This is a genomic window from Paraburkholderia sp. J76 (assembly GCF_905220295.1).
GTDB lineage: Bacteria > Pseudomonadota > Gammaproteobacteria > Burkholderiales > Burkholderiaceae > Paraburkholderia.
Window position 1 is genome coordinate 48,551 of sequence record NZ_CAJMZJ010000006.1, and the last position, 26,448, is coordinate 74,998.

At 65.2% G+C, this 26,448-nt stretch carries 19 protein-coding genes; 10 read left to right on the forward strand and 9 right to left on the reverse strand.

The window, feature by feature from the left end; genetic code table 11:
• Nucleotide 1: 1 nt before the first annotated feature.
• Together U5768_RS13405 and U5768_RS13410 are read left to right on the forward strand one after the other, a co-directional pair.
• Nucleotides 2-1,240, forward strand: a complete 1,239-nt coding sequence (locus U5768_RS13405) for a hypothetical protein (RefSeq protein WP_322030885.1) — start codon at nucleotides 2-4, stop codon at nucleotides 1,238-1,240.
• Nucleotides 1,237-4,785 carry an ImcF-related family protein gene (locus U5768_RS13410; protein ID WP_322030886.1) on the forward strand — a complete coding sequence of 1,183 codons (3,549 nt, stop codon included), beginning with the start codon at nucleotides 1,237-1,239 and terminating at the stop codon, nucleotides 4,783-4,785. Before U5768_RS13405 ends, U5768_RS13410 begins: the two co-directional genes overlap by 4 nt.
• A 99-nt stretch (nucleotides 4,786-4,884) precedes the next feature.
• On the opposite strand, the gene U5768_RS13415 is transcribed toward U5768_RS13410, so the two are convergent.
• Nucleotides 4,885-5,958 carry a VacJ family lipoprotein gene (locus U5768_RS13415; protein ID WP_322030887.1) on the reverse strand — a complete coding sequence of 358 codons (1,074 nt, stop codon included), beginning with the start codon at nucleotides 5,956-5,958 and terminating at the stop codon, nucleotides 4,885-4,887.
• Nucleotides 5,955-8,582, reverse strand: coding sequence for an MMPL family transporter (locus U5768_RS13420; protein ID WP_322030888.1), 2,628 nt, complete (start codon nucleotides 8,580-8,582; stop codon nucleotides 5,955-5,957). Before U5768_RS13420 ends, U5768_RS13415 begins: the two co-directional genes overlap by 4 nt.
• Before the next feature lie 237 nt (nucleotides 8,583-8,819).
• On the opposite strand from U5768_RS13420, the gene U5768_RS13425 reads away from it, so the two are divergent.
• Nucleotides 8,820-9,428 carry an ABC transporter substrate-binding protein gene (locus tag U5768_RS13425; protein ID WP_322030889.1) on the forward strand — a complete coding sequence of 203 codons (609 nt, stop codon included), beginning with the start codon at nucleotides 8,820-8,822 and terminating at the stop codon, nucleotides 9,426-9,428.
• A gap of 74 nt (nucleotides 9,429-9,502) precedes the next feature.
• On the opposite strand, the gene U5768_RS13430 is transcribed toward U5768_RS13425, so the two are convergent.
• Together U5768_RS13430 and U5768_RS13435 are read right to left on the reverse strand one after the other, a co-directional pair.
• The gene (locus U5768_RS13430; RefSeq protein WP_322031180.1) at nucleotides 9,503-10,144 is read right to left on the reverse strand and encodes a response regulator transcription factor; all 642 of its coding nucleotides are present in this window, start codon (nucleotides 10,142-10,144) and stop codon (nucleotides 9,503-9,505) included.
• A 26-nt stretch (nucleotides 10,145-10,170) separates the two neighbouring features.
• Complete coding sequence (locus U5768_RS13435) at nucleotides 10,171-11,655, reverse strand: cache domain-containing protein (RefSeq protein ID WP_322030890.1); 1,485 nt, start codon at nucleotides 11,653-11,655, stop codon at nucleotides 10,171-10,173.
• A 283-nt stretch (nucleotides 11,656-11,938) separates the two neighbouring features.
• On the opposite strand from U5768_RS13435, the gene U5768_RS13440 reads away from it, so the two are divergent.
• The 3 genes from U5768_RS13440 (at nucleotide 11,939) to U5768_RS13450 (ending at nucleotide 16,380) form a co-directional block, all read left to right on the forward strand.
• On the forward strand, nucleotides 11,939-14,026 hold the full coding sequence (locus tag U5768_RS13440; protein ID WP_322030891.1) for a carbon starvation CstA family protein: 2,088 nt from the start codon (nucleotides 11,939-11,941) through the stop codon (nucleotides 14,024-14,026).
• Between the two features lie 12 nt (nucleotides 14,027-14,038).
• On the forward strand, nucleotides 14,039-14,245 hold the full coding sequence (locus tag U5768_RS13445; protein WP_322030892.1) for a YbdD/YjiX family protein: 207 nt from the start codon (nucleotides 14,039-14,041) through the stop codon (nucleotides 14,243-14,245).
• A 176-nt stretch (nucleotides 14,246-14,421) separates the two neighbouring features.
• Nucleotides 14,422-16,380 carry an SMP-30/gluconolactonase/LRE family protein gene (locus tag U5768_RS13450; RefSeq protein ID WP_322030893.1) on the forward strand — a complete coding sequence of 653 codons (1,959 nt, stop codon included), beginning with the start codon at nucleotides 14,422-14,424 and terminating at the stop codon, nucleotides 16,378-16,380.
• Nucleotides 16,381-16,410: 30 nt separating this feature from the next.
• Here the strand turns inward: U5768_RS13450 and U5768_RS13455 are convergent, their stop codons facing one another.
• Complete coding sequence (locus U5768_RS13455) at nucleotides 16,411-17,331, reverse strand: LysR family transcriptional regulator (RefSeq protein WP_322030894.1); 921 nt, start codon at nucleotides 17,329-17,331, stop codon at nucleotides 16,411-16,413.
• Between the two features lie 149 nt (nucleotides 17,332-17,480).
• Here U5768_RS13455 and speB point away from each other — a divergent pair, with 149 nt between their 5' ends.
• Both speB and U5768_RS13465 read left to right on the forward strand, forming a co-directional pair.
• Nucleotides 17,481-18,434, forward strand: a complete 954-nt coding sequence (gene speB / locus U5768_RS13460) for an agmatinase (RefSeq protein WP_322030895.1) — start codon at nucleotides 17,481-17,483, stop codon at nucleotides 18,432-18,434.
• A 60-nt stretch (nucleotides 18,435-18,494) separates the two neighbouring features.
• On the forward strand, nucleotides 18,495-20,006 hold the full coding sequence (locus U5768_RS13465; RefSeq protein WP_322030896.1) for a purine-cytosine permease family protein: 1,512 nt from the start codon (nucleotides 18,495-18,497) through the stop codon (nucleotides 20,004-20,006).
• 115 nt (nucleotides 20,007-20,121) lie between these two features.
• On the opposite strand, the gene hpnH is transcribed toward U5768_RS13465, so the two are convergent.
• Together hpnH and ispH are read right to left on the reverse strand one after the other, a co-directional pair.
• Nucleotides 20,122-21,273: an adenosyl-hopene transferase HpnH gene (gene hpnH, locus U5768_RS13470; RefSeq protein ID WP_322030897.1), complete on the reverse strand. Its 1,152-nt coding sequence runs from the start codon at nucleotides 21,271-21,273 to the stop codon at nucleotides 20,122-20,124.
• 12 nt (nucleotides 21,274-21,285) lie between these two features.
• Entirely contained in the window at nucleotides 21,286-22,230 is a 945-nt protein-coding gene (ispH, locus tag U5768_RS13475; protein WP_322030898.1) for a 4-hydroxy-3-methylbut-2-enyl diphosphate reductase, read from the reverse strand.
• A 354-nt stretch (nucleotides 22,231-22,584) separates the two neighbouring features.
• Here ispH and hpnC point away from each other — a divergent pair, with 354 nt between their 5' ends.
• Both hpnC and U5768_RS13485 read left to right on the forward strand, forming a co-directional pair.
• Nucleotides 22,585-23,454 carry a squalene synthase HpnC gene (gene hpnC, locus U5768_RS13480; protein ID WP_322030899.1) on the forward strand — a complete coding sequence of 290 codons (870 nt, stop codon included), beginning with the start codon at nucleotides 22,585-22,587 and terminating at the stop codon, nucleotides 23,452-23,454.
• A complete protein-coding gene (locus U5768_RS13485; protein ID WP_322030900.1) occupies nucleotides 23,451-24,629 on the forward strand; it encodes a glycosyltransferase in 1,179 nt (392 codons plus the stop codon). The genes hpnC and U5768_RS13485 overlap by 4 nt, the downstream gene beginning before the upstream one ends.
• 97 nt (nucleotides 24,630-24,726) lie before the next feature.
• Here the strand turns inward: U5768_RS13485 and U5768_RS13490 are convergent, their stop codons facing one another.
• Nucleotides 24,727-25,266: a hypothetical protein gene (locus tag U5768_RS13490; RefSeq protein WP_322030901.1), complete on the reverse strand. Its 540-nt coding sequence runs from the start codon at nucleotides 25,264-25,266 to the stop codon at nucleotides 24,727-24,729.
• Nucleotides 25,267-25,396: 130 nt separating this feature from the next.
• Nucleotides 25,397-26,419 carry a hopanoid-associated sugar epimerase gene (gene hpnA, locus U5768_RS13495; RefSeq protein WP_322030902.1) on the reverse strand — a complete coding sequence of 341 codons (1,023 nt, stop codon included), beginning with the start codon at nucleotides 26,417-26,419 and terminating at the stop codon, nucleotides 25,397-25,399.
• Nucleotides 26,420-26,448 lie beyond the last annotated feature (29 nt).

A 26,448-nucleotide genomic window follows, 5' to 3' on the forward strand; every position in this document is an offset into this window, starting at 1 on the left:
GATGCCTGTCGATTTTATGCGCGTTCCGCCGAAGGTCATTGTCCCAGACGTCACCCGCCCTTCAATTGTGGGGTGGGCGCTGCTGCTTTGCCTCATGATCCTCGGTTGCACAATCTTCGCCGTTTTCGTCTGGCCTGCCGGCAAACCAGACAGTGCGCTGTTCTGGTTCTGTTCAGTTGGATTCCCCATCCTGGCGTGGGCCTTTATGTTGAGTGGTCGGCTCGCATATATATACGGACGGGTTAATTCCGCATTGGCGACGAACAAAACTAGCGATCGAGTCGAAGCACAGTGCCATGAATCTTCAAGCCAGCCCATTGCCGTGCTGGGGCATGTATGGAGATTCAGTTCCACAGAGGAGGAGAATTCGATCGATTCTCTGCTGGATAAAAGGACAAAGTTACGTCCTGTTCCGAGTGTGGCCAAGCCTAACACTGATGTTATCGCGCGATGGCTGGATGTCCCGGATCGACAATTTCATGCAGGGAACGCACTGACGGAGCACGCACGTCAAACAGGAGTCTGTGACTGGTTACTCAGCCAGTTGGTGAACGGTATCGCCCCTCAGCTTCTCGCACTCCCGAGACGGGCTTCGGTGAAGGTCGACCTTTGTATCGATTCATTGCTGGATCCCCTGACCGTCAGGGAACGCCTGCTTTCGCTTCTCAACGAGAGCCGGCGCGCACCGGGTGTGGAGATAAATGAGCCAGACGCTGAACTCCCCTTATTTCGAGCGGATGAATGGTTTGACGAATGTCGTTCTGACGCAATCAGTCTGCTGGTCGCCCTGCAATTGCGCAAAGTGACAAGCGAGGTTCTGGCGAACGGTGTGGCTGAAGCAGGAAGCATTTTGCTTGTAGCAAGTCCTTCCATGGCACGACGCTTGGGCCAGACCTCTTCGGTGCACCTGCACCGCCCGGCGAAAAGTTCGTCAACGGATGCAGTTAAGACATTGCAGCTTGCTGCTCGTTGGGGAGGGGCGGCGTTCGACAGGATCGGAACGACCTGGCGCACTGGGCTCGCAGAGGATTCGATCCGGACAATTCGTTCGTCCTGTCGTTTTGGTCGCTCGATGGAAATCGTGGATCTGGACACAACGGTCGGAGATGCTGGTGTTGCGCGCGCGTGGTTAGCTACGACCCTGGCAGTCGCGCACGCCGCAGTTACGGATGAACCTCAACTCGTGGTCACGCAGGAAGGTAATGTCCTGACTGCACTGATCTGCAGGAAGCAGACATGAGCGAAAACAAACAACGGCCCGCAGCACTTTTTATCGGCATCGCATTTGCCATCCTGTTTCTGATTGTTGCTATTGCGACGTTGATCATCGCGCAAGAACACCGATGGAGTCTGGAACGGCTAGTCATTTTTGAGCTTGCGCTTCTCGCAGGCATGCTGCTGTCCTTTCTTTTTGCGAAGTTTTTTGAAGCCATCCTGCTCTGGATCGCGTCGATGCGGGCAACACAATGGCTATTGCAATATGACACCCAAAAGGGCGCTTGCAACGCCGGGAGCGTCACCGAATCATCGCTTTCCCTGCCGGATGCAATCAAGGACCGGCACGGTTCGCGCTGGCACTGGCCTTACCGCGACCGCTGGATCCTCCTCGCCGGCGACGAGCCCCTGGTGAAACGGATTGCGCCGGGGCTGACCGACACCGGTTACGCGATCACCGCAGATGCAGTGCTGCTCTACGCGAAGCAGACCGGCAGCACACTCGACACGCAGTGGCTCGACCAGATCCGTCGTCTGCGCCGGCGTCGTCCGGTCGACGCCATCGTGGCGGTGACGCGCAACCGCAATTCGGCCAGCTCGCCGTTCGACACCGAAGCGCTCTCGCAACGTCTCGCCCGCCACGCCCGTGCCCTGCGCTGGGCCGCACCCGTGTACCTGCTCAACGTCACCGATTTCGGCACCGAGCCTTCGGGGCCCGACGAGGCCATCGGCTTCACGTGGTCAAACACGCGGACCCATGCCGGCGAAATCAGCGCCTCGCTGCAACGGCTCGCCCGCAATCTCGCGGATGCCGGCGTCGTGCGCCTGATTGCGGATTGGGCTGACCGCTACCCCGCCGAGCTGTCGCAACACATCGAGAGGATGGAAAGTGCGCTGTCGGGGCTCGTCATGCAGACCGCCCAATCGCGCTACTGGCAGCATGCCGTGCACGGGCTGCTGTTCGCGCCGCTCTTCAAGGACAGGGACGTGGATCCGCGGGCCAACCTCAAAAAGACTCCCGAAGAAGAGGAACAGCCCGAGGCGCGGCACCGCTCGATCTGGCAAACCGTTGCCGATCACAGCCGCACGGTTCATGGCCGCCGTGTGGGCTTCTCGCTTTCGACCACCGCGGCGTGGATTGCCACGGCAGCGGTGGGCCTCTGGATGGCCGGCACGATGGTATCGGGATTCACGAACCGCGCAACGATCGGCGCGGCCAGGGACACGCTCGCCAGGCTGTCGGGCAACCCGGCCCCCACGCAGGCAATGCAGACGCTGGACCAGCTCGACCGGCAGATCGACACACTCGAGACACGCCAGCGCGACGGCGCGCCGTGGACCTCGCGCTTTGGCCTGAACCGCGACCGCGTGCTGCTCGACGCGCTGTGGCCGGGCTACGAGGACGCCGCGGGCCGCATCCTGGTCGGCCCGATCCGGCAGAAGCTGGAAGACCGCCTGCGCCAGCTCGCCTCCATGTCCGACGCCGAGATCGCAAGCGGCGGCAACACCCAGGCGCAGGCCGCTTACGACACGCTCAAGGCCTATCTGATGCTCGCGAAGCCGCAGCGTGCCGCCGCATCGTTCCTGACTCCGCAGCTTGTCGCGACGGCGGCGCCTGCGCGTCCGCTGGATTCGCGGGTGACATCGGGCACGTGGGAGGATCTGCGCGCGCACACAATCGGTTTCCTCGCCAGCCATCTGGGGCGCCAGGCACCGTCGAACGGGACTGCGCTTGCGATCGTGCCGGACAGCGGTCTCGTCGCGGCCACCCGGCAGACCGTCATCGGGGTGCGCGGCATCCAGAATTCGACCGACGCGATCTACCAGCAGATTCTCGACGACGCGAGGCCGAAGTATCCGCCCGTCTCGCTGGCCACGCTGCTGGGCGATACCTCCGGGCGGGGCCTGTTCAATACGACGCAGACAATCCCCGGCATTTTTACGCGCGCGGCGTGGGACGAGCGCATCTCGAAGGCCATCGACGAGGCCAGCGAGCAGGGCGATATTGCCAGCGACTGGGTGCTCTCGGATGTGAAGCCGGAGGGGCGGGTGCCCTCGACGCTCAAGGCCGAACTGCGTCAGCGATATTTCGACGACTACGGGCGCGCATGGGCGCTGTTCCTCAACAGCCTGCGCTGGCAGCCGGCGTCCACATTGCCGGCAACGGCCGACCAGCTCACGCTGCTGGCCGACCCGCAGCGCTCGCCGCTGGTCGCGCTCATGAACACCATCGCGTATCAGGCCGGCGCCGGCGCGAGTACGCAATCGCTCTCCGACACGCTGATCAGCAAGGCGCAGCAACTGGTTGGCGGCGGCGAGCCGGATCCGTCGAAGCGCTCGCAGCCCCAGCTCGCACCGCTTGCCGTGACGTTCGGGCCCATCCTTCGGCTGACCGGCAGCGACCTGGTCAGCGCCGCGCCTGCGCAGGGCGGCAAGGCCGCGCAACCGGCGGCCACCGGCGACCTGAGCCTCGCCCGGTATCTGGAGCGCGTGACGGCTATGCGGTTAAAGATCGCGCAGATGGTCAACAGTGCCGACACCGACGCCATGTCGAGAATTGCGGCCCAGTCGGTGCTGCAAGGCAAGACGTCGGATATCGCGGACAGCCGCGACTACGCGAGCCGCGTGGCCGCGAGCCTGGGCGAGCAGTGGGCGGGCTTTGGGCAGTTGCTGCAGGCGCCGCTGGACCAGACGTGGCGGGCCGTGGTGAAGCCGGCGGCGGCGAGCCTGAACGAAATCTGGCGCACGTCGATCCTGGCCGACTGGAACCAGTCCTTTGGCGGCCGCTACCCGTTCGCGGATTCGGAGAACGATGCATCGCTGCCGGAAATGGCGCGCTTCATGCGGCCCGACAACGGCGTGATCGCCCAGTTCGTCGCGACGCAGCTAGCCGGTGTCGTCGAGCGTCAGGGAGACCATTGGGTGGCGGCTCAGGGCGCGGATCACGGTGCGCAGCAGGACGCACTGCGGCTCGACCCCGGCTTCCTCGATAGCCTGAACCGGCTGATGCGCGTGTCTACGGTGCTGTTCCCGTCCGGCGACGCGCATGTCCGGTTCGATCTGCGCGGCGTCGCGACGCCGGGCATCACCGACATGAGGATCGTGCTGCCGGGGGGCAAGCTCGACTACTTCAATCAGCAGGAGGAATGGGTGCCGTTCGAGTGGCCGGGCCAGTCGCTCGAAAACCTGTCCCATGTCGAATGGCATACCACGCAGGGCGGGCTGCGCTCTGCGCTCGACGCACGAGGGCGTTTCGGGGTCGTGCGGCTGCTGGAGCGCGCGAAGGTCTCGCAGCAGGACAACGCCCGTTACCTGCTGACGTGGAGCCCGGATGCGAGCCAGGGCATTGAGCTGAAGGTCCAGTTGCGCAGCGAGGCGGGCGCGGGCCCGCTCGACGTGCTGAAGCTGCGGCACTTCACCTTGCCCACGCGCATCTTCGCGGCGGCTGGTGCGACGGCTGGCGCCAGGGCCGCGGCCACTACGCCGCCGCCATTGCCGCCGGCGGCGATTGCCGCTGCGAAGCATGCGGGGACGCCTTTGCCAGCCGGTGTTGCGCCGCAAGCGGAATGAAGTCGGGATGAGGCGTCAGAAGCCCCTTCCCGCAGGCCGACGGTTTTTTCCACCTAAGCGCAACCCCACACGACGACTCAGCCGCCCGCCATATCAAATTCAAGGCGCGGAAGCCGGCTTCGCCGGCGCAGCAGCCGAAGCCGCGACCGGCGCCGATGCCGTAGCCGGTGCTGAAGCGGCCGCCGCCACGCCAGCCGTACCCGCCGCCGCAGCGGCACCCGGCCCCGCGCCAGCCGCTGCCGCCCCCGTCGTCGCCGCGCCGCTCGCGGCAGCGGCCCCGGCGGCGCCCGCCGCGCTTCCCTCGCCCGGATCCTCGTAATTCGGCAGACCATTGTTCGAAGCGCCGGAACCGCCGGTGCCCCCGCCGCCGCCCGAACCGCCCGCACCGCCCGACTCGCCCGGATCCTCGTAATTGGGCGCGCCGTTCTCGTTGGGCGTCGCTTCGCCGCCCGGCTCGCCGTAATTGGGCAGCGCCGCATTGTTGCCGCGTCCCGCGCGGATCAGAGATTCGCGCTGCTGGCGATACGCGTCGCGCACGAACGAATACGGATCGAGCGCCGCCTGCTTGAGCAGGTCGGTCGCGCCAAGCAGGTCCGCGCGCGCGCTGACGAACTGCGCGATATACATCGGGTTGCGAACGGCCGGCTCGAAGTAGTTGATGACGTTGAACTTCACATCCACGCCCATGCCGATGCCGTCGCGCACCGAACTCGGTCCGAACAGCGGCAGCACGAGATACGGACCGGCCGGCACCCCGTAGTGGCCCATCGTGAGGCCGAAGTCCTGGTGATGCTTGGGCAGCCCCGCCGCCGTTGCGAAGTCGATCAGGCCGCCCAGACCGAAGGTCGTATTCATCGCGATGCGCATGAGATCCTCGACGGCGTCGGTGATCTTCAGTTGCAGCAGGTTGTTGGCGAAGTTGTCGGCGTCGCCGATGTTCGAGAAAAAGTTCGTGATCGCCTGGCGCAGCGGCTGCGGCGTCACCTTCTGGTAGCCCTTGGCGATCGGCTGCGCAACGTAGGTGTCGAGCTTGTCGTTGAACTTGAAAATCGCGCGATTCGCTGGCTCGAACGGGTCGCCCGGTTTGCGCTCGGGGCCCGTCGCGCAACCGGACGTCACGAGGAGCGCCAGGCCGGCTGCCGCCATGGTGAGGGCGGCTTGATTCTTCTTCATTGGTCGATCCCCTGAATTTCCGAACTCATACGTCTGGCGCGCGGCTTGCCCATCAGCACCGGCTGGAACACCACGGCGCCTATCAGCGTACAGAACAAGGACAGTGCGAGCAGCTTGCCCATGCTCGAGGTGCCCGGATGATGCGAGAGCCACAGGCTCCCGAACGCCGTTGCCGTGGTCGCGGCCGAAAAGAGCACCGCGTGCGTGAGGCTCGAATGCAGCAGGCCGGTTTGCCCCGCGCGCCAGGCCATCACGAAATAGATCTTGAACGCCACGCCGACGCCGAGCATGAGCGGAAGCGCGATGATGTTCGCGAAATTTAGCTGAATCCCGAAGACGACGCACAGTTCGAGCGTCACGAGCGCCGACACCAGCAAAGGAATCAGCGTGCGCAGCACGTCGCCGAAGTTGCGCAGCGTGATCCAGAGGAGCGCCGTGATGAGCAGCACCGACCACGCCGCCGCCTGGAAGAACGCGAGGATGATCACGTTCGCCGAGTGCAGGATCGAGATCGGGCCGCCGATCGCGTTCGGCTCCGCCGCCTTCACCGCGTGGGCGAAGCGCGCGAGCATCACGTCGTCGTTGGAGTCGACGCCCGGCGGCACGCGCGGCGCGATGTCCACGATCGCGTTGCCATTCGGCGCCACCCAGTCGCGCACCATCTCCGGCGGCAGGTTTTCGCGCGTGATTTCCGAGGGCTGCAAGAGACGCTCTAGCTGCGCGAACGCCAGCTTGAGCGTGAGGCCGAACGCCTTTTCCGCATGGTCGCGCGTCTCAGGACTCGCGCTCGCGAGCTTGTTGAGCGAATCGGACAGATGCTGCGCCTGCGCCGCGCCCGGCCCCGGATGGTCGCTCGCGGCGAGCGAAAGCTGGTTGGCCGCGCGCTTGAGCGTTTGCACGCGCACTTCGTCGGTCACGGGTGTGGACGGCTGCTGCGTGAGCGCGGGCAGAAGCTGCTGCGCGGCGCTCGAAATCAGCATGAGCTTTTGCTGCTGATCGTCGGGAATGAGCGAGCTGAGCGTCGTTGCACGCGCCACTTCCGGCAGCTTCGAGAGCCGCGCGGCGATCTTGTCGGCTTCTTCGAGCGACGGCGCGAGCACGCTCACGTCGTTGATCGAAATGACGGGCGAGTTCTTGAGCGCGAGCAGCGTCGCCATCGACTCGGTATGCGGATCCTTCAAATGCAGCGGATTGAAGTCGAAGCGCAGATGCAGCAGCAAGGGCGTCGCGCCCAGCACGATGACGAGCGTGGTCAGCAGCACCGGCTTGCGATGCCCCGCGAGCCATGCGTCGACCGGCGCGAGGAACGCGAAACCGGGCGACGCGCGCTCGCCCTTCGGTTTAAACACGCGGATGAGCGCCGGCAGCACCGTCATGTTGCAGATGTACGCCACGAACATGCCGACGCCCGCGATCTGCCCGAGTTCCGACAGCCCCTTGTAGGCGGTCGGCAGGAAGGAGAAGAAACTTTCGGCCACGGCGATGGCCGCGAGCGTGAGCGGCACGCCGATGGTGCGCGCGGTCTTGAGCAGCGCGGCGTCGAGCCGCGCGTCCTGAAAGCGCTCCTCGCGATACTTCACGCCGAACTGCACCCCGAAATCGACGCCCAGCCCCACGAACAGCACCATGAACGCGACCGAGAGCATGTTGAACGAGCCGATCATCAGGAGGCCGAGCGCCGCCGTGATGAGAAGGCCGATCACGAGCGTGATGAGCGTCGCCCCGATCAGCTTGCCCGAGCGCAGCGCGAGCCACAGGATGGCGAGCACGACGATGATCGTGATCACGCCATTGAGCGCGGCGCCGTCCTGCACCGAGGCGAACTCGTCGTCGGCGAGCGGCTGTTCGCCCGTGAGGCGCACGCGCGCGCCGAATTCGGCGTCGAGATGAAGCGAGGCGGCGGTCGCGCGGATCGCCTCCGAGGCGTTCGCGCCCGCCTTGAGCGCGCCGAAGTTGAGCACCGGCTGCACGGTAATGAACGCGAACGCGGGCCTGGTGGCCGCGTCCTTGTCGACGAGCGCGCGCCACGAGAACGCAGCGGGCTTGCCGGCCAGCACCTCATCGACGACGCTGGCGGCGCTGCCGAGCAGATTGGCCATTTGCGGCAATTTGATCTGGCCGATCGTGAGCGGCAGTTGCAACGTGGTCGTGAGCGTGCCGGCCAGGCCCGCGAGGCTCGGATCCTTCGCGAGCTGGTTCACGAGCGGGCGCGCCTGCACGAGCTGCCCTGTGGTCGAGAGCACGGTGGCCGTGGACGGAAAGAGCAGACCGTTGTGCTGGAAGAACGGGCCGCCCGCAGGCTGCGAGACGGCGCTGAATTCGCGCGAGTCGGCCTTGAGCGCCTGCGCGAGCTTGTCGGCGGCGGCGTCGGCGAATTCGGGCGCGTCGGCCTCGACCACCACGAGCAGCGAGCTTGCGCGCTGCGGGAACGCCTTGTCCTTGGCTTCGCTCAATGCGGCCCATTGAGCCGTGTTCTCGACGAGACCGCTGACGTCGGTGTTGATCTTGAAATTTCTGGCGACGTACACGCCGCACAGCACGGCAAGGACGATCGCAAGTGTGATCACCCACGCCGCGCGGCGCACCGACCAGGCGACGAGGCTAACGATGAATGGCTTCAGCATACAGGCGAGTGGGCCCTGTCAATTAGGTTTTTTGACGCGAAACGCACAAGTATACCGGCCCCGCCCGTCCCGGCGCGGCTCATGTACTCGAGGCGTCGGACAGCGCCTGGGCAGCGTGCGCGTCAAAGCCGTTATACTGGCTCAGCCGCTCGCGCGGCGCGCAGGTGAATGCACTGAACCCGCACCCACTGAACCGCACTGTACCGGCGCCTGAATTTCACTGTTCCAGAAGAGCGTATGAAACGTTACCTGACCGCATTTTTTGTCGCCGCCTGCTTCACGGGCGTTTCGGGCGCCGCCCTCGCGCAAACCTCGCCGGACGCCGTCGTCAAGGCCGCCGTGGAAGGCACCGTGAAGGCGATGCAGGCCGACCAGCAGGCCCGCGGCGGCGACATGAACAAGATCACCGAGGTGGTCCAGACCCATTTCGTTCCCGCCACCGACTTCAAACGCACCACGCGTATCGCCGTGGGCAAACCCTGGGCGACGGCCACGCCCGAACAGCAGCAGAAGCTGTATGAGCAATTTCAACTCCTGCTCGTGAAGACGTATGCATCGTCGCTCTCGCAGCTTCGCGATACGCAGGTGACCTTCAAGTTCGCGCCCTCGAACACGGCTGCGGGCGCGAAGGACACCGTGGTGCAGTCGCATGTGATCAGCAACGGCGGCGACGACGCCATCGACTACCGTCTCGCGCAAACGCCCAACGGCTGGAAGATTTACGACATCAACATGATGGGTGCGTGGCTGATCCAGGTCTACCAGACGCAGTTCGCCGACCAGATCGCGAAGGGCGGCATCGATGGGCTCATCAAGTTCCTCGTCGACCACAACGCGCGTAGCTGATCGTCAATCGCTGACCGGTGGTTGCACACGCATTGTGCCGTTGCGGGCGCTTCGGGTAATCCGGAGCGCCCGCTTCACTTCCGGCGGTGCTCCACCGCGAACTTGATCAACTCCGCCTGGCCTTCGATCTCCAGCTTGCGCTTGAGATTGAGCCGGTGCGTTTCCACCGTGCGCACCGAAAGCCCCTCGCGCTGCGCAATCTGCTTGCTCGACAGCCCTTGCGCGAGCGCGTCGAGAATATCCCGTTCGCGCGGCGTGAGGCGTTCCACAGGCGTGCTGCGCGCCGACGCCTGGATCATGCGCGCGCTCAAACCCGCGCTGAAATACGTGCGTCCGGCCAGCACCGCCTCGATCGCGCGGATGATCTCGGTGGCCGGCGAATCCTTGAGCACGTAGCCGCTCGCGCCCGCGCGCACGGCCTCGGTCACGTATTCGACGTTGTCGTGCATCGACAGCATCAACACGCGGATGCCCGGAAAGCGCTCATGGAAAATGCCCGCGAGCGCGATGCCGTTCACGCCCGCCATGCCCACGTCCATCAGCACGAGATCGGGTTCGAGCGACACCGCGAGCGCGATGGCCTCGTCGGCGTTGCCGGCTTCGCCCGCGACCTCGAAACCCGCCACGGCTTCGAGCCGGGCGCGCAGGCCGTCGCGCACGAGCGGATGGTCGTCCACGAGGACGAGGCGCGCGGGGGCGGCGCCGGGGCTGGTCAATTCGTTCACGTTTGTTTTCGTCATCGTTAGATGGGCGTTCCCGATACGGCGGCGGCTTTGCGCGCGGCGTTCGACGCAACCGGCACCCACGCGGTGACGAGCGTGTGCCCGGGCTGCGAGGCGATGCCGAGGCGCCCGCCCAGCGACTCCAGCCTCTCGCGCATGTTGCGCAAGCCCAGGCCCGCGCGCGGGTCGGCCAGCACGTGCGCGACGTCGAAGCCGCGGCCGTTGTCGGCGATGCCGAGCGTCACGCCGTTCGCGTCGACTTCCAGCGTGAGCGCGGCGCGCGCCGCCTGCGCGTGCCGCACGATGTTGGTGAGCGCTTCCTGTGCAATGCGAAAGAGCACGGTGTTCACGGCGTCGGGCAGCGCGGGCGGTTGCGCCTTCCTGCTTGCGGGTTTCGGCGTGCTTTGCGTGAAGGCGATCTCGATGCCCGTTTGCTCGGCCAGTTCGCGCGTGAGTTGTTCGAGCGCGGCGGCAAGGCCCAGATCGTCGAGCATCGAGGGGCGCAGCGCGTGCGAGATGCGGCGCACTTCGCGCAGCGTGTCGGAAAGCCGCGAGAGGCCGGTGGCGAGCGACGCCTCGGCGGCGGGCACGCGCGTTTCGCCGCGCTCGAAGCGAGCGAGCGCCGACTCCAGCAGCAGCTTCACCGAAACGAGCATCTGGCTGATGCCGTCGTGCAATTCGCGCGAGAGTCGCGCGCGCTCCTGCTCCTGCGACTCGACCACCTGCTGCGCGAGGCGCTTGAGCTTGGCGTCGGTGCTGCGGTGCTCGCTCACGTTGAGCACGAGCGCGCCGGCCGCGATCACGAGCACGCCCGCGAGCGCGATCACGCCGAGCCACTGGATGGTGTGCCGGATATTCGCGGAAGCGCGTTCGTCGATGTGGGCGAGCGTCGAGTCGACGTCATCGAGATAAATGCCGGTGCCGATCATCCAGCCCCAGCGCGGCAGCGGCACGACATAGCCGAGCTTGGGCGCGAGCTTGCCCGTGGACGGACGGTGCCACATGTAGCGCACATAGCCGCCGCCGCGCTGGGCAGCGGCAATCAGTTGCTGGATCGTGAGCGCGCCTTGCGGATCGCGCAGGTTCCACAGGTCCTGGCCGACGAGCGCGGGCTCGCGCGGATGCATGAGCGAGCGGCCGTGCATGTCGTAGACGAAGAAATAGCCGTCGGGGCCGAAGTCCATCTTTTGCAACACAGCCAGCGCGGCTCGCTGGCGCTCGGCTTCGCTTGCGGGCACGGGCAGAGCGGCGCTCGCGCTTTCCCCCTCGGGCGCGTAGAGCGGCGCGATGGCGCTCGTGGCCAGCTCCACGTAGTGACGCAGCTCGATCTCCTTGCTCGACAGATAGGCGCTCTGCATGGTCGCGTGCTGCGTTTGCGCGAGCTGCGTGGCCTGCTCGCGCACGCCGATCCCGATGCCGGCAATGGCCGCGAGGAACGGCACGACCGCGAGCAGGAAGATTTTCGTCTTCAGGCGGCGGTCGGCGAGGAAAAATGGGGCGGGCATGACGGTGTTCGGAAGCGGAGTCTGCAAGCATAACCGGGCGCGCGCGGCAGAGCCCGCAATTTACGCGGCAGGCCGGCTTCGTTGAGCGCGCAACGAATGGTCGGCGTTGCCTACGTAGTTTTACGTAGTGTGCTTACGTAGTTGTCCGGTTGTGGCTGATGGCCCGAAAGCGAATACTACCGCCCACGACATGGCGCAATGCGTCGTGCATGCGCCGGCGCCGACCGGCGCGCAAAAGCGCCGGACGAGATTCCGGGCACAAAGCTAATAAAGGAGACACCGTATGAGTCGGACATCCAGTTTCGTCGTCTGGACGCTGGTCGCGCTGCTTGGCGCGTTCGCGTTCGGCACCATCGCGCTCGCGCATGGCGAGCGAATCAGCGCGCTGTGGATCGTGATCTGCGCCGTGTGCGTCTATCTGATCGCGTATCGTTTCTATAGCCGCTTCATCGCGAGCACTGTCCTGCAACTGGACGGCCTGCGCATGACGCCGGCCGTGCGCCACAACGACGGGCTCGACTTCGTGCCCACCAACAAGTACGTGCTGTTCGGCCATCACTTCGCGGCGATCGCGGGCGCGGGCCCGCTCGTGGGCCCCGTGCTGGCCGCGCAGATGGGCTACATGCCCGGCATGCTGTGGATTCTCGCGGGCGTGGTGTTCGCGGGCGCGGTGCAGGACTTCGTGGTGCTGTTCCTCTCCACGCGCCGCGACGGCCGCTCGCTCGGCGACCTCGTGAAGATGGAACTCGGACCCGTGCCCGGCGTGATCGCGCTCTTCGGCACGTTCCTCATCATGATCATCATTCTCGCGGTGCTCGCGCTGATCGTCGTGAAGGCGCTCACGAACTCGCCGTGGGGCACGTTCACGGTGGCCGCGACGATTCCCATCGCCATCTTCATGGGCCTGTATGTGCGCTACATTCGCCCCGGCAAGATCGGCGAGATTTCGATCATCGGCTTCGTACTGCTGATGGCGTCCATCGCGTTCGGCCAGCATGTGCACGATTCGCCCACGCTCGCCGCCTGGTTCACGTTCACGGGCACGCAGCTCACGTGGATCCTGATCGGCTACGGCTTTGTCGCTTCGGTGCTGCCGGTGTGGCTGCTGCTCGCGCCGCGCGACTATCTTTCGACGTTCCTGAAGATCGGCACGATCCTCGCGCTCGCGATCGGCATTCTGATCGTCGCGCCGGAACTGAAGATGCCCGCGTTCACGAAGTTCATCGACGGCAGCGGTCCCGTGTGGTCGGGCAACCTGTTCCCGTTCCTTTTCATCACGATTGCGTGTGGTTCGGTGTCGGGCTTCCATGCGCTGATCTCCTCGGGCACGACGCCCAAGCTGCTCGACAACGAAACCAACGCGCGCTTCATCGGTTACGGCGCGATGCTGATGGAATCGTTCGTCGCGATCATGGCGCTCGTGGCCGCATCGGTGATCGAGCCGGGCGTGTACTTCGCGATGAACGCGCCGCTCGCCGTGCTCGGCACGACGCCGGACGCCGTCGCGCAAACCGTGGGCCACTGGGGCTTCGTGCTCACGCCTGACATGCTCACGCACACGGCGCAGGCCGTGGGCGAAAGGACCATCGTCGCGCGCGCGGGCGGCGCGCCCACGCTGGCCGTGGGCATGGCGCAGATCCTGCACCAGGTGGTGGGCGGCGAGGCGATGATGGCGTTCTGGTATCACTTCGCCATCCTCTTCGAAGCGCTCTTCATCCTGACCGCCGTAGACGCGGGCACGCGCGCGGGCCGCTTCATGCTGCAAGACCTGCTCGGCACGTTCCATCCGTCGCTCAAGCGCACGGAGTCGCTGCCGGCCAACCTGATCGCCACCGCGCTGTGCGTGGCCGCGTGGGGTTACTTCCTCTATCAAGGGGTGGTCGATCCGCTCGGCGGCATCAACACGCTGTGGCCGCTTTTCGGCATCTCGAACCAGATGCTCGCCGGTATCGCGCTGATGCTCGCCACCGTCGTGCTCTTCAAGATGAAGCGCGAGAAGTTCGCATGGGTGACCGCCGTGCCGACGCTGTGGCTGCTCATCTGCACGCTTACCGCGGGCTGGCAGAAGATTTTCGACAGCAATCCGAAGGTAAGTTTCGTCGCGCACGCGCAGAAGCTTTCGGCGGCCATCGCGGAAGGCAAGGTCGTCGCGCCTGCCAAGTCGATCGAGCAGATGCAGCGCATGATTTTCAACGACTATGTCGATGCCGCGCTCTCGGGCCTGTTCATTTTCGTGGTGGTGAGCATCGTCGTGTATGGCCTGATCGCAATTGCGCGCGCTCGCCGCATCGACCGCCCGACCGTGCAGGAAACGCCGTATCAGGCGATGCCGGCTGGCGGCGCGGCCGCGATGGCGAATCGCGTGCATTGAACGGAGCGCACCATGTTCTCTGAACTTCGCGACAACGTGCAAACGGCCGGACGCTATCTCGGCCAGGCCATGCGTTTGATGGTCGGTTTGCCCGACTACGAGGGCTACGTCGCGCATATGCGCGCGACGCACCCCGACCGCGTGGCGATGACGTACGAGGAATTTTTCCGCGAGCGGCAAAACGCCCGGTATGGCGCCGGCGCGGGGAAGTGCTGCTGACACCAGGCGCGATGGCGAAAGCCGTCGCGCCTTTTTTACGTCTTGAAGCTGCGCGGTTCGGGGCGCGATCAAAAAGCGCTTAATTCTTGCGGCGCGGCTGCCGTTAACTTTTATGAGGTTCCACACAGCTCCCCTTCAAAACCTGTACGCTCAGGTGTACGAATCAAAGAATGCTCATGATCTTGCATCGAATCGGCGCGATATGGCTTGCGACCGTCCTCACCGCGACGGTTGCGCCCGTTTGCGAAGCGCAATACTCCACCGACTGGATTGCAAACACATACGGCGCCAACGCGACGCACGTGGGCAACGTGGCCCGCTCGATGTGGGTGGCGCCCGAAGGCGTGATCTATACGTCGTCGATGTGGGATGAAAACGAAGGCGGCGTGGCGATCTATCAGAATGGCCAGAGCCTCGGCTCGATCGGCGGCCACGGCGATTTCCAGGGCGGCGCGATCACGGGCAACGCGGCTTCGCTGTTCGTCGCGATGCAGTACAACGCCGCCTATGGCAGCGGCAACGTCGGGCGGTATGACCGCACGAGCGGCGCGCGCGACCTGCTAGTCGCCGTAAGCGCCGATACGACCGAAAAGCTCGCCGATGTCATCACCGGACTCGCGACCTCCGGCTCGCTGCTCTACGCAAGCGATTTCCCGGGCAACCGCGTGCGCGTGTACAGCACGGACGGTGTCTGGCAACGCGATATCGGCGTGGCGGGCCCAGGCGCGCTGGCGCTCGACGCTGGCGGCAACCTCTGGGTCGCGCAGAAAAGCGCGGGCGCCGTGCTGGAGTTCAGTGCCGGCGGCCAGCTTTTGAACACCATCCAGCTTGCATCCACGGCGCGGCCGTCGTCGCTGTATTTCGATTCGCAGACCTCACAATTGATGATCGGCGACTCGGGTCCCGACATGAACATCAAGAAATACAGCGTGGCGGGCGCGCCTTCTTTCATTGGCACGTTCGGCGTGACGGGCGGCTACCTCGACACGACCACGGGCACCAAGGGGCAGATGGGCGACAAGCGTTTCACGCGCGTCGTGGGTATCGGCAAGGATTCGGCGGGCATGCTGTACGTGCTGAACAATCCGTGGGGCGGTTCGTGGGACCTCGGGCGCAACGGCGGCACCGACCTTCAGGCTTACGATGGCACCGGCACGCTGCGCTGGAAGCTTCAGTCGCTCAACTTCGAAGGCAACGCGGCGCCGGACCCGGGCACCGATGGCGCGCTTTTCTACGGCGGCATGAACGTCTATTCGGGCACGGCGGGCGGCACCTTCGTTGCCAACACCATTGACCCATTTACGTATCCGGGCGATCCCCGCATCAATCTCGCGGACGCGGCGCGCGGCGAGCATTTCGCGCAGGTGGCGAGCGTGGGTGGCCAGCGCATTCTCGTGGCCGCGGGCCAGAGCCCCGATACGTTTTACTTCCTCCATTTCAACGCGGCGAGCGGCTATATCGCCATTCCGGATTACACGCTCCCGGGGGCGGCTTTCAATACGACAGCCCCGGTGCGCAACGGCTTTTGCCTCGACAGCAAAGGCGACGTGTGGGCGGGCCTCGACAAGACCAACGTTATTTCGCACTACCCACTAACCGGCTTTGACTCGACGGGCAAACCTCTCTGGGGCGCGGCGATTACCGCGCCGGTTCCGCCCACGATCGCGCGGCTCACGCGCATCGTCTATCTGCCCGAAAGCGACACGATGATACTCACGGGCGAAGACGCCAGCATCACCGACTGGACCGCGGTCGGCACGCGCGTGGAGGTGTATCACGGCTGGCTCGCCGGCAATACGGGCGCGCCGAATCCGGTGATCACGCTCACGAGCGCGAATCCCAAATCGATCGCGGCCGCCGGAAACTATCTGTTCGTGGGCTACGTGCACACCGTGCCCAACGTCGACGCCTTCAATCTCACTACGGGAGCGCTCGACACGACGCTCATCAACAGCAATCCGAATCCGGTGTATGTGGGCAACGATGTGGATTCGATGTATGGCCTGCGCGCGTATCTGCGCTCGACTGGCGAATATGTCGTGACGAAGGATAACTACAACGCCGCGAGCGCCGTGGTGTATCGATGGACACCGGCGGGCGGGACAGCGGCTGCTGCAACGGTGTCGCCTTTTTAGCGCGAGGTATCGAGTCTGTCGCGCCCCGTGTCATTGCGCCTCGTCTTCGCCCTCGCGCAAATGCGCGTTCTTCAAGTCCTCCAGAAACGCGCGCACGATCGGGCTATGCCGATTGCGTTTCTGCGTGACCACGTGAAACGTGACCTCATAGCAGAGCTGCTTCGGATTAAGCGCGGTGAGCAAGCCGCGCCGGACATGCGGCGCCGCGAACTGCTGCGGCAGATAGCCGAGATGGTGCCCCGAGAGAATCAGCAGCGAAACGGCCTCCATGTTGTCGGCCTGCGCCGTGACCTTGCTTTGCGTCGTCGAGTGCTGGGCCTCGGGCGTGGGATACGTGCGCCACACCCATTCGAATTGCGCCGCCTCTAGCGGATCGAGCTGCCCCGCGCGTTCGAACAGCGGATGCCCTCGTCCGCAATACGCGATCTGCCGCTCGATGAAAAGCGGTGTGTATTCGAGCGTCGGCACGCGGTGCCAGAAATAGCCCACCGCAATCTGCGTCTCGCCGTTGAGCAACTGTTCCTCCAGTTCGCCCGGCGACTTCACCGAAATCGAGAAACGCACCGCTTCGTCGCGCTGCCGGAACGAAGCGATCGCCTCGCTGATGCGCGCGTTCTGGCTGGTCGGCGTATGGCCGATCAAGCCGATGCTCAATGTGCCCACCAGCTTGCGGTCGAGATGGCGCGCTTTCAGCGTGAAATCTTCGGCGGCGGCGAGCAGCGCGGTCGCCAGTTCGTAAAGCCGCTCCCCTTTTTCCGTCAGCCGGAAACCGCTGCGCCCGCGCTCGCACAGCCGGTAGCCGAGCCGCGTTTCGAGCGTCGACAGTTGCGCGCTGATGGTGGGCTGGCTCACGTTCAGCGTGGTCTGCGCGATGCTCACGCCGCCGGCGTCCGCCACGGCAACGAAAACGCGCAGCAGGCGCAGGTCGAGATCGGTCAGGCTGCCGAGCATGGATTCTCCGGGGAAAACATCGAAACATAGATCAGGATCTATGTGAACAACGACAGGATCGTTATTCATCTTTCGCCTATCCGCGCTTACAACTGCGGCTATGGCCGTTTTGAATGATACGGCACGGTAAATGAAAGTGGAGCGCCATCATGTCTGATCAATACTTCCAGCCGCTCAGCGGCAATGCCATGCCCCGCTGCGGCGGGATCGCGACGATGATGCGGCTGCCGCACGTCGAAAATGCGTCGCGCCTCGATGCCTGCTTCGTGGGCGTGCCGTTCGACCTCGGCACCTCGAACCGCACCGGCGCGCGCTTCGGTCCGCGCCAGGTCCGCGCGGAATCCGTGTTGCTGCGCCCGTACAACATGGCGACTCGCGCAGCGCCGTTCGATTCGTTGCGCGTGGCCGATATCGGCGACGTTGCGACCAACCCCTACAATCTCGCCGATTCGATCGTCCGCATCGAAGCCGCCTACGACGCGATCCTCGAACACGACTGCCGCCCGATCTCGCTGGGCGGCGATCACACGATCACGCTGCCGATCCTGCGCGCGATCCATCGCAAGCATGGCCGCGTTGGTCTCATCCACGTGGACGCGCATGCCGACGTCAACGACACGATGTTCGGCGAAAAGATCGCGCACGGCACGCCGTTTCGCCGCGCCGTGGAGGAAGGGTTGCTCGATTGCGATCGCGTCGTGCAGATCGGCTTGCGCGGCACCGGCTACGAGGCGGAGGACTTCGACTGGTGCCGTCAGCAAGGCTTCAAGGTCGTGCAGGCCGAAGAATGCTGGAACCGGACGCTTGCGCCGCTGATGGAGGAAGTGCGCGAGCGCGTGCAGGGCGGCCCTGTGTACCTGAGCTTCGATATCGACGGCATCGATCCCGCCTATGCGCCGGGCACCGGCACGCCGGAGATCGCCGGGCTGACCGTGCCGCAGGCGCTCGAAATCATTCGCGGTTCGTGGGGGCTCGATATCGTCGGCGCGGACCTCGTGGAAGTGGCGCCGCCGTACGATCCGTTCGGCACCACGGCGCTGCTCGGGGCCAACCTCGCGTTCGAAATGCTCTGCGTGCTGCCGGGCGTGAAGCGCCGCGACTGAGCGGCCGCGCACGCGCGCCGCCGCCCGAACACACATTACGAAAATCTGGAGACAAGCAGCATGAATGCCCACGAAAACGCCGGCCTCGCGGCCGGGACGGCCGGCCTCGAAATCGAGAGCCGCTCGATCGACTACATTCCCGAACGCGAGCGTCACGCGAAGCTCAGCAGCCAGGGCCCGTTCTGGTTCCTCGGCAACTTTCACTTTTTCACCATCTCCATCGGCTTCGTCGGCCCGAGCATGGGCCTTTCCGCCGGCTGGACCACGCTGGGCGGCGCGCTCGGCATCATGTTCGGCACGATCTTCATGGCGTTTCATGGCTCGCAGGGCCCGGAGATGGGCCTGCCGCAGATGATCCAGTCGCGCGCGCAGTTCGGTTATCGCGGCGTCGCGCTTGCGCTGCTCGCGACGCTTTTCGTGTTCGTGGGCTTCAACGTCGTGAACATCTCGCTGATCATGGACGGCTTGAAGAACGTGTTTGGCGTGAATCCTTCGATGGTGGCGATCGTTGCGTCGCTCGCGGGCGGCGTGCTCGCGATCTACGGCCACGACCTCATGCACAAGGCGTTCAAGTGGGCGCTGATCGCGACGCTGCCGCTCTATGCGTTAGTGACGATCGGGCTTGCGTTCGGCGCGGGCAAAGGCGCCATTGCGGTGCCCGCCGTCGCTTCCGCCGCGGGCGCGCATCCCGGGTTCAACTGGGTCGCGTTCCTCACGCAGTTCGCCATCGGCGCGAGCTACAACATCTCGTATGCGCCTTATGTTTCGGACTACTCGCGCTATTTGCCGAAGCACACGAGCCGCGCGAAGCTGATCTCCGCGATTTTCCTCGGCGCCTCGCTTTCGGGCGCGTGGATGATCGGTCTCGGCGCGTGGCTCGCGCAGCAACTGAAAGCCAGCGACGCGCTCGTCGCGCTCAATCAGGTTGGCTCGTCGCTGTTTCCGGGCTGCGGCAGCCTGCTCGTCGTCGTATCGGTGGCGGGCTTTTTGCCGATCATCGCGCTCAATACGTACAGCGCGATGCTCACGCTGCTCACGGGCGTCGACTCGTTCCGCAAGATCAAGCCCACGCGGCGCGCCCGCATTGGCGCGGTGATGACGATCAGCGCGATCCTGCTGGCGTGCACGCTGTCGATCAAGGGTAACGGCGTGGCGCTGCTCAATACGTTCCTCGTGCTGATGCTGTACTTCCTCGTGCCGTGGACCGCCGTGAATCTCGTGGATTACTTCTTCGTGCGCAAGGGCCGTTACGCGATCTCGCACTTCTTCACGCCGGAGGGCATTTACGGCGCGTGGCAGGCGCGCGGGATCGCGGCGTATCTGATCGGCTTCGCGGCGATGATTCCGTTCTTTGCCATCGTCGACAACGAATCGGGTAAGGAGATTTTCGTGGGGTACTTCGCACACCTGATGGATGGCATCGACCTCGCATGGCTCGTCGGGCTGATCGTGGCGGGCGCGAGCTATTACGCGCTGAGCCGCTCGCTCGATCTGCGCGCGGAGGAAAAGGTGATTCGCACCATCAAGGAAAGCGACATCGTCGCAATGGCGCGGCAGTCGGCGGGGCATTGAGGCATGCGGCGCGTGCTGATGCGCCGCAAAAAGACGAAGGGCGCAACGGCATGAACCGTTGCGCCCTTTTCGCTTGACCGAACGCGTGCTGCGTATCGAAGCGTCTTGAAGCCGATTAGCTCGCTGCGACCGTCACCGGCTTCTTCGTCTTGGCCGCGCTCTTGATCTCTTCGAGCTTGATCTCGACGTGACGCGAGAACACGTATTCGGCCGGACGCGCGCCTTCGAGCGGGAGGTCCTTCGCGAATGCACCCGTGGTGCGCGCGCCCGTGAGAGCAACGCGCGCGGCCTTCAGCGGATGCGCGACCGTGTCCATCACGGCCGTCGCTTCAAAGCCGCAGTGGACCATGCAGTCCGCGCACTTCTCGTACTTGCCCGTGCCGTACTTGTCCCAGTCGGTCGTTTCCATCAGTTCCTTGAAGGTCTTCACGTAACCTTCGCCGACCAGATAGCACGGCTTTTGCCAGCCGAACACGGTGCGCGCCGGGTTGCCCCAGGGCGTGCACTGGTAGGTCTGGTTGCCCGCGAGGAAGTCGAGGAACAGGCTCGACTGGCTGAACGACCACTTCTTGCCGTTGTTGCCGCGCTTGAAGATTTCGCGGAACAGGTTCTTCGTCTTGTCGCGGTTCAGGAAGTGCTGCTGGTCCGGCGCGCGCTCATAGGCGTAGCCCGGCGAAACCGTGATGCCGTCCACGCCGATCTCGCCGACCGTGTCGAAGAACTTCGCCACGCGCTCGGGCACGGCGTCGTTGAACAGCGTGCAGTTGATGTTCACGCGGAAGCCGCGGCGCTTGGCTTCCTTGATGGCCGCGACGGCCTTGTCGTACACGCCTTCCTGCGAGACCGAGTGGTCGTGCGCTTCGCGGTCGCCGTCGAGGTGAACCGACCAGACGAAGTACGGATTCGGCTCGTAGTCGTCCATCTTCTTTTCCATGAGCAGCGCGTTCGTGCAGAGATACACGAACTTCTTGCGCGCCATGATGCCCTTCACGATCTGCGGCATTTCCTTGTGCAAAAGCGGCTCGCCGCCTGCGATGGAAACGACCGGCGCGCCGCACTCGTCGACGGCTTCGAGGCATTCCTGCAGCGACAGGCGCTGGTTCAGGATGGGGTCCGGATAGTCGATCTTGCCGCAGCCATTGCAGGCGAGATTGCAGCGGAACAGCGGCTCGAGCATGAGCGCGAGCGGATAGCGCTTATTGCCGCTGAAATGCTGGCGAAAGATGTACGAGCCAACGCGGACTTTTTGTAGCAGCGGAATAGACAAAGCGTGTCCTCCTTAAACTTCGCGCGCGACGAGCGGTTGCAAGAGCTTCGACGGCAGCTTGAATTCGACTTTTTCTTCACGGCCCGCCATCGTCGACACCTCGACAGGCCCCAACGCGCGCAGCGCGTCAATGACGTTCTCAACCATTTCTTCAGGCGCCGATGCGCCGGCCGTGATGCCGACCGTTTGCACATTGGCGAACCACTCGGCCTTCACTTCCGAGCCGTCGGCCACGAGATAGCTCGGCACGCCCGTTTCGCTGCCGATTTCGCGCAGACGGTTGGAGTTCGAGCTGTTCGTTGCGCCCACGACGAGCAGAACGTCCACCAGTTCCGACAATTCGCGCACCGCGGCCTGGCGGTTCTGCGTTGCGTAGCAGATGTCGCGCGTGTCCGGGCCGACGATGTCGGAGAACCGCGCGAGCAGCGCGTCGATGATGCCGCGCGTGTCGTCCACCGAAAGCGTGGTTTGCGTCACGTACGCGAGCGGCGCATCGAGCGGCAGATCGAGCTTCGAAACATCGGCTTCGCTCTGCACGAGCAGCACGGTGCCGGGAATCTGGCCGATCGTGCCTTCCACTTCGGGATGACCGGCATGGCCGATCAGGATCAGCGTGCGGCCCGCGGCGACGTACTGGCGCCCCTGCACATGAACCTTCGTGACGAGGGGGCAGGTGGCGTCGAGCACGTCGAGGTCGCGTTCCTCGGCGGCGCGTTCGACGGTCTTTGCCACGCCGTGCGCGCTGAAAATCGCCACGGCGCCTTCCGGCACTTCGTCGAGTTCTTCCACGAAACGCGCGCCCTTGTTGCGGAGGTTTTCGACCACGTGACGGTTGTGGACGATTTCATGGCGCACGTAGACGGGCGCGCCGTGTTTCTGCAAGGCGCGATCGACGATTTCGATAGCGCGGACAACCCCCGCGCAAAAGCCGCGGGGTTGGGCAAGGATCACTCGCATATGGGTGGCGAACTCCGACTGCCGCAAAAGGCGAACGAGTCGGTAAAAATGACCTGATCGCCGGCGGCTGTCCAATTATTAGGATGCAAAAATCCGCCAAAGGGTGACGGAGTAAAAACTAGAGGCGCATTTTAACCCCTTCGCCTTTCGTTTGCTGCGCGGCGCGCGCGCCGGTGAGGCTTGCGCGCGACGGCGGCGCTTCGGGCCAGGCCTTTTTTCCGCGAAAAGGCGATTGCGTGCGTTCGGCGGCCAAGGCGTTGCGCGGTGCAACATCCTCCGTGAACCCTTAAAATATCGCGTCCCGCGCGTCGCCCGGATGGCCGCCGCGGATACGACCCCATTCTGGACGCCTTGATGGAACCCGACCACTACGACGATTTTCCGGTAGCGCGCGTATTGCTGCCGAAGGCGCTGCGCGCGCCTGTCGGCGTGATCTACCATGTCGCGCGTACGCTCGACGACATCGCGGACGAAGGCCACTGGAGCCCCGCGGAGCGCCATCTGCGTCTCGCCGATTTTCGCGAGGGCCTGAACGCGGTGGCCGAAGGCCGCCCCGCGCGCGTGCATCCCATGCTGTTCGCGAAGCTCGCGGACGTCGCGCGCGAGTGCCGTCTGCCGCTCGCGCCGTTTTACGATCTCGTCGCGGCGTTCGATCAGGATATCGACACGACGCGCTACGCCGACCGCTTCGAGTTGCTGGACTATTGCCGGCGCTCGGCGAACCCGGTCGGTCACCTGATGCTGCACCTGATCGACCAGGCGACGCCCGAGAATCTGGCCGACTCCGACGCGATCTGCACGGCCTTGCAGCTCGTCACCTTCTTGCAGGACGTGCGCGCCGACTGGGCGCGCGGCCGCATTTACCTGCCGCTCGCCGACCGCGAGCGCTTTGGCGTGACCGAAGCGCAGATCGCCGCCGGCCGCGTGGACGACGCCTGGCGCGCGCTGATGGCGCACGAGGTCACGCGTGCACGCGCGCTGATGGTCAGCGGCGCGCCGCTCGCGCTGCGCGTGCCGGGGCGCTTCGGCCTCGAGCTGTGCAGCGTCGTGCATGGCGCGCTGCGCATGCTCGAAGTCATCGAGCGGGGCGGCTACGATGTGTTCCACGCGCGGCCCGCGCTACGCGCGCCCGACTGGACCGTGGTGCTCCTGCGCACCGCGGCCATGTGGCTGTCGCGCCGCGTGGGCGTGCGCGCACCTTCCATCGAGAGTAACAACGCATGATTACGACTATCCTGTTTGCCGTCTCCTGCCTCTCGCTGCTGATCTGGCTCGTGCTGCTGTTCGGGCGCGGCGGTTTCTGGCGCGCGCGCCCGGCACCGGCGCTGCCGATCGTCGAGCCCGCGGCCGGCTGGCCTGCCGCGTGCGCCGTCGTGCCCGCCCGCAACGAAGCCGACGCGATCGGTGAGGCCGTGAGTTCGCTGCTGCAACAGGACTACGGCGGCGAGTTCCACGTGATCGTGATCGACGACCATAGCACCGACGGCACCGCCGAAGCCGCCCGCGCCGCCGCGCTCGCGCTGCAGTGCCCCGAAAAGCTCAGCGTGATCACGGCGAGGCCGCTGCCGGCGGGCTGGTCGGGCAAGGTGTGGGCGCAGTCGCAGGGCATCGAGGCCGTGCGCACGCTCAAGCTGCCCGCCGACTACCTGCTCCTAACCGACGCCGACATCGGCCATCCGCCGGACGCGCTCGCGCAACTCGTGGTGCGCGCGCAGGCCGAAGGCCGCGACCTCGTCTCGCTGATGGTGCGGCTGCGCTGCGATTCGTTCTGGGAAAAGGCGCTGATCCCCGCGTTCGTCTTCTTCTTCGCGAAGCTCTATCCGTTCTCGTGGGTCAACAATCCGAAGAACCGCACGGCGGCGGCGGCCGGCGGCTGCATGCTGGTGCGCCGCCAGGCGCTCGAAGAGGCGGGCGGCATCGAGTCGATCCGCGCGGAGCTGATCGACGACTGCAGCCTGGCCGCGCGGATCAAGCATCGCGGCGAGGGGCGTCATCCGATCCGGCTCGACGTTGCCGCCAGGAGCGTGTCGCTGCGCCCGTACGATTCGTGGAAGGACATCTGGAACATGATCGCGCGCACGGCGTTCACGCAGTTGCACTACTCGGCGTGGCAACTCGCGGGCACGCTGCTCGGCATGACGGTCATCTATCTCGCGCCGCCCGTGGTCGCGCTCGTGCTCGGCCCGAAGGGCTGGCCCGCGTGGTTCGCCTGGGCGTTGATGTGTTGTGCCTACGCGCCCATGCTGGCCTATTACCGGCGCTCGCCGCTGTGGGCGCCGTTCTTGCCCCTCGTCGCGCTCTTTTACGTGGGCGCGACGTTCGCTTCGGCCTGGCGCTTCTGGCGCGGCAAAGGCGGGCAGTGGAAGGCGCGCGTGCAGGCGCCGGTGCAGGGGCGTTGATCTACGTCATTTAGTCCCAGCGAGACTGTCGAAGTCTCGTCGTAATCACAAGAAAGCGCGCCTCGGCGCCCTTTCCTCTTTTTACGCGCCGCGCGCGCTATCGCTGCGTGAGCATCATGTACATCTGCACGACAATGTCGGGCGAGAACGTGAACGGCACCCAGCCGTGACCCGTGTGGCGCAGCACCAGCAGGCGGTCGCCATTGGATTGTTTCTGCACGGCCATCATCGGATTCTTCGTCGATGCGAAACGCCAGCCTTGCGGAATGCCCGGCGGCGGTTCGGGCTGCATCGAGGCGCGCGCGTTCGACAGCTCCTCGATCATCTGGCCGACTTGCAGCGCGTTGAGCGTCACCGTCTGGCTGCCGATCGTCAGCGTGATTTCGTTCTGCGACGGGCGCGCCACGTGCAACTCGGGCTGCGCCTGCGCGGCATCGGCAGGATGCGCGGCCGTATCGGCTGCAACGGTTTGCGGCTGTTCAGCGACGGCATGCTCCGCCTCGCTGCCTGCAACGGGAGCTTCCTGCTGGGGAACTGCGGCGGCGCGTTCATCGGCGCACGGGGTGCGCTCGGCGGCGGCCTGAAGGAGCTGATCGACGCCCGCTTCGAGCACGCCAATCTGGTCTTGAAGATTCATGCGGGCTTCTCAGGTAAGACCCGCGATTTTAACCGCAGCTTGCGCGCATTGCCCTTCAGGCGTTGTACGCATGTCGCAAGAAAAGTTGTAACAGTTTCCCGGCGTTGCTTATTTCGCGCTCGTTTCGCGTTCATTTGGCACCGAGATAGCCCGCTTCGCGGAACCACGCGAGCGCGTCCTTCAGGCCCTCGCGATACGGCCGCGCCCGATAACCTAGCTCGCGCTCCGCCTTCGCCGACGTGAAATACATCTTGTTTTTCGACATCCTGAGCGCGTCGACGGTCACGAACGGCTCGCGCTTCGTGAAGCGCGCCACGGCTTCCGCGCCCATCGCGAGCGGATAGAGCGGCCAGCGCGGCAGCGCGATCGTGGGCGGCTTGCGGCCCACCATGCCGGCGATATCGGCGAGCATTTGCTGCAGCGGCAGATTCTCGCCGCCGAGGATGTAGCGCTCGCCAATGCGCCCGCGCTCCAGCGCAAGGAAGTGGCCCGCCGCCACGTCGTCCACGTGCGCGAGGTTCAGGCCGGTGTCGACGAAGGCGGGAATCTTGCCCGTCGCCGCTTCGACGATGATGCGGCCCGTGGGCGTGGGCTTCACGTCGCGCGGACCGATCGGCGTCGACGGATTGACGATCACGGCGGGCAGGCCGTCGCGCTCGATCATGCGTTCCACGGCGCGCTCGGAAAGCACCTTGCTGCGCTTGTACACGCCAATGGCCTGCTCGGGCGTGAGCGGCGAGGTTTCGTCGGCGGAGTGGCCCGAACTCGTGACCTTGAGCGTGGCCACGCTGCTCGTGTAGACGATGCGCTCCACGCCCGCGTCGAGCGCCGCGCGCATGGTGGCTTGCGCGCCTTCAAGGTTGGCGCGCTCGATTTCGTGCGGATCGGGCGCCCAGAGGCGATAGTCGGCGGCCACGTGAAAGAGATAGCGCACGCCGTCGAGCGCCCGGCGCATGGACGCGGCGTCGCGCATGTCGCCGGTGACGATCTCGGCGTCGAGCGCTTCGAGGTTCTTGCGCGGGCTCGTCGCGCGCACCAGCAGGCGCACGGCATAGCCCTTTTCCTGCGCGATGCGGGCGACGGCCGAGCCGACGAAGCCGGACGCTCCGGTGATCAGGACGAGATCGCGGTTGGCGCGGGAGGTGTCGGTCATTGCGTGGTCGCTTTCATGTTCGGGTAACA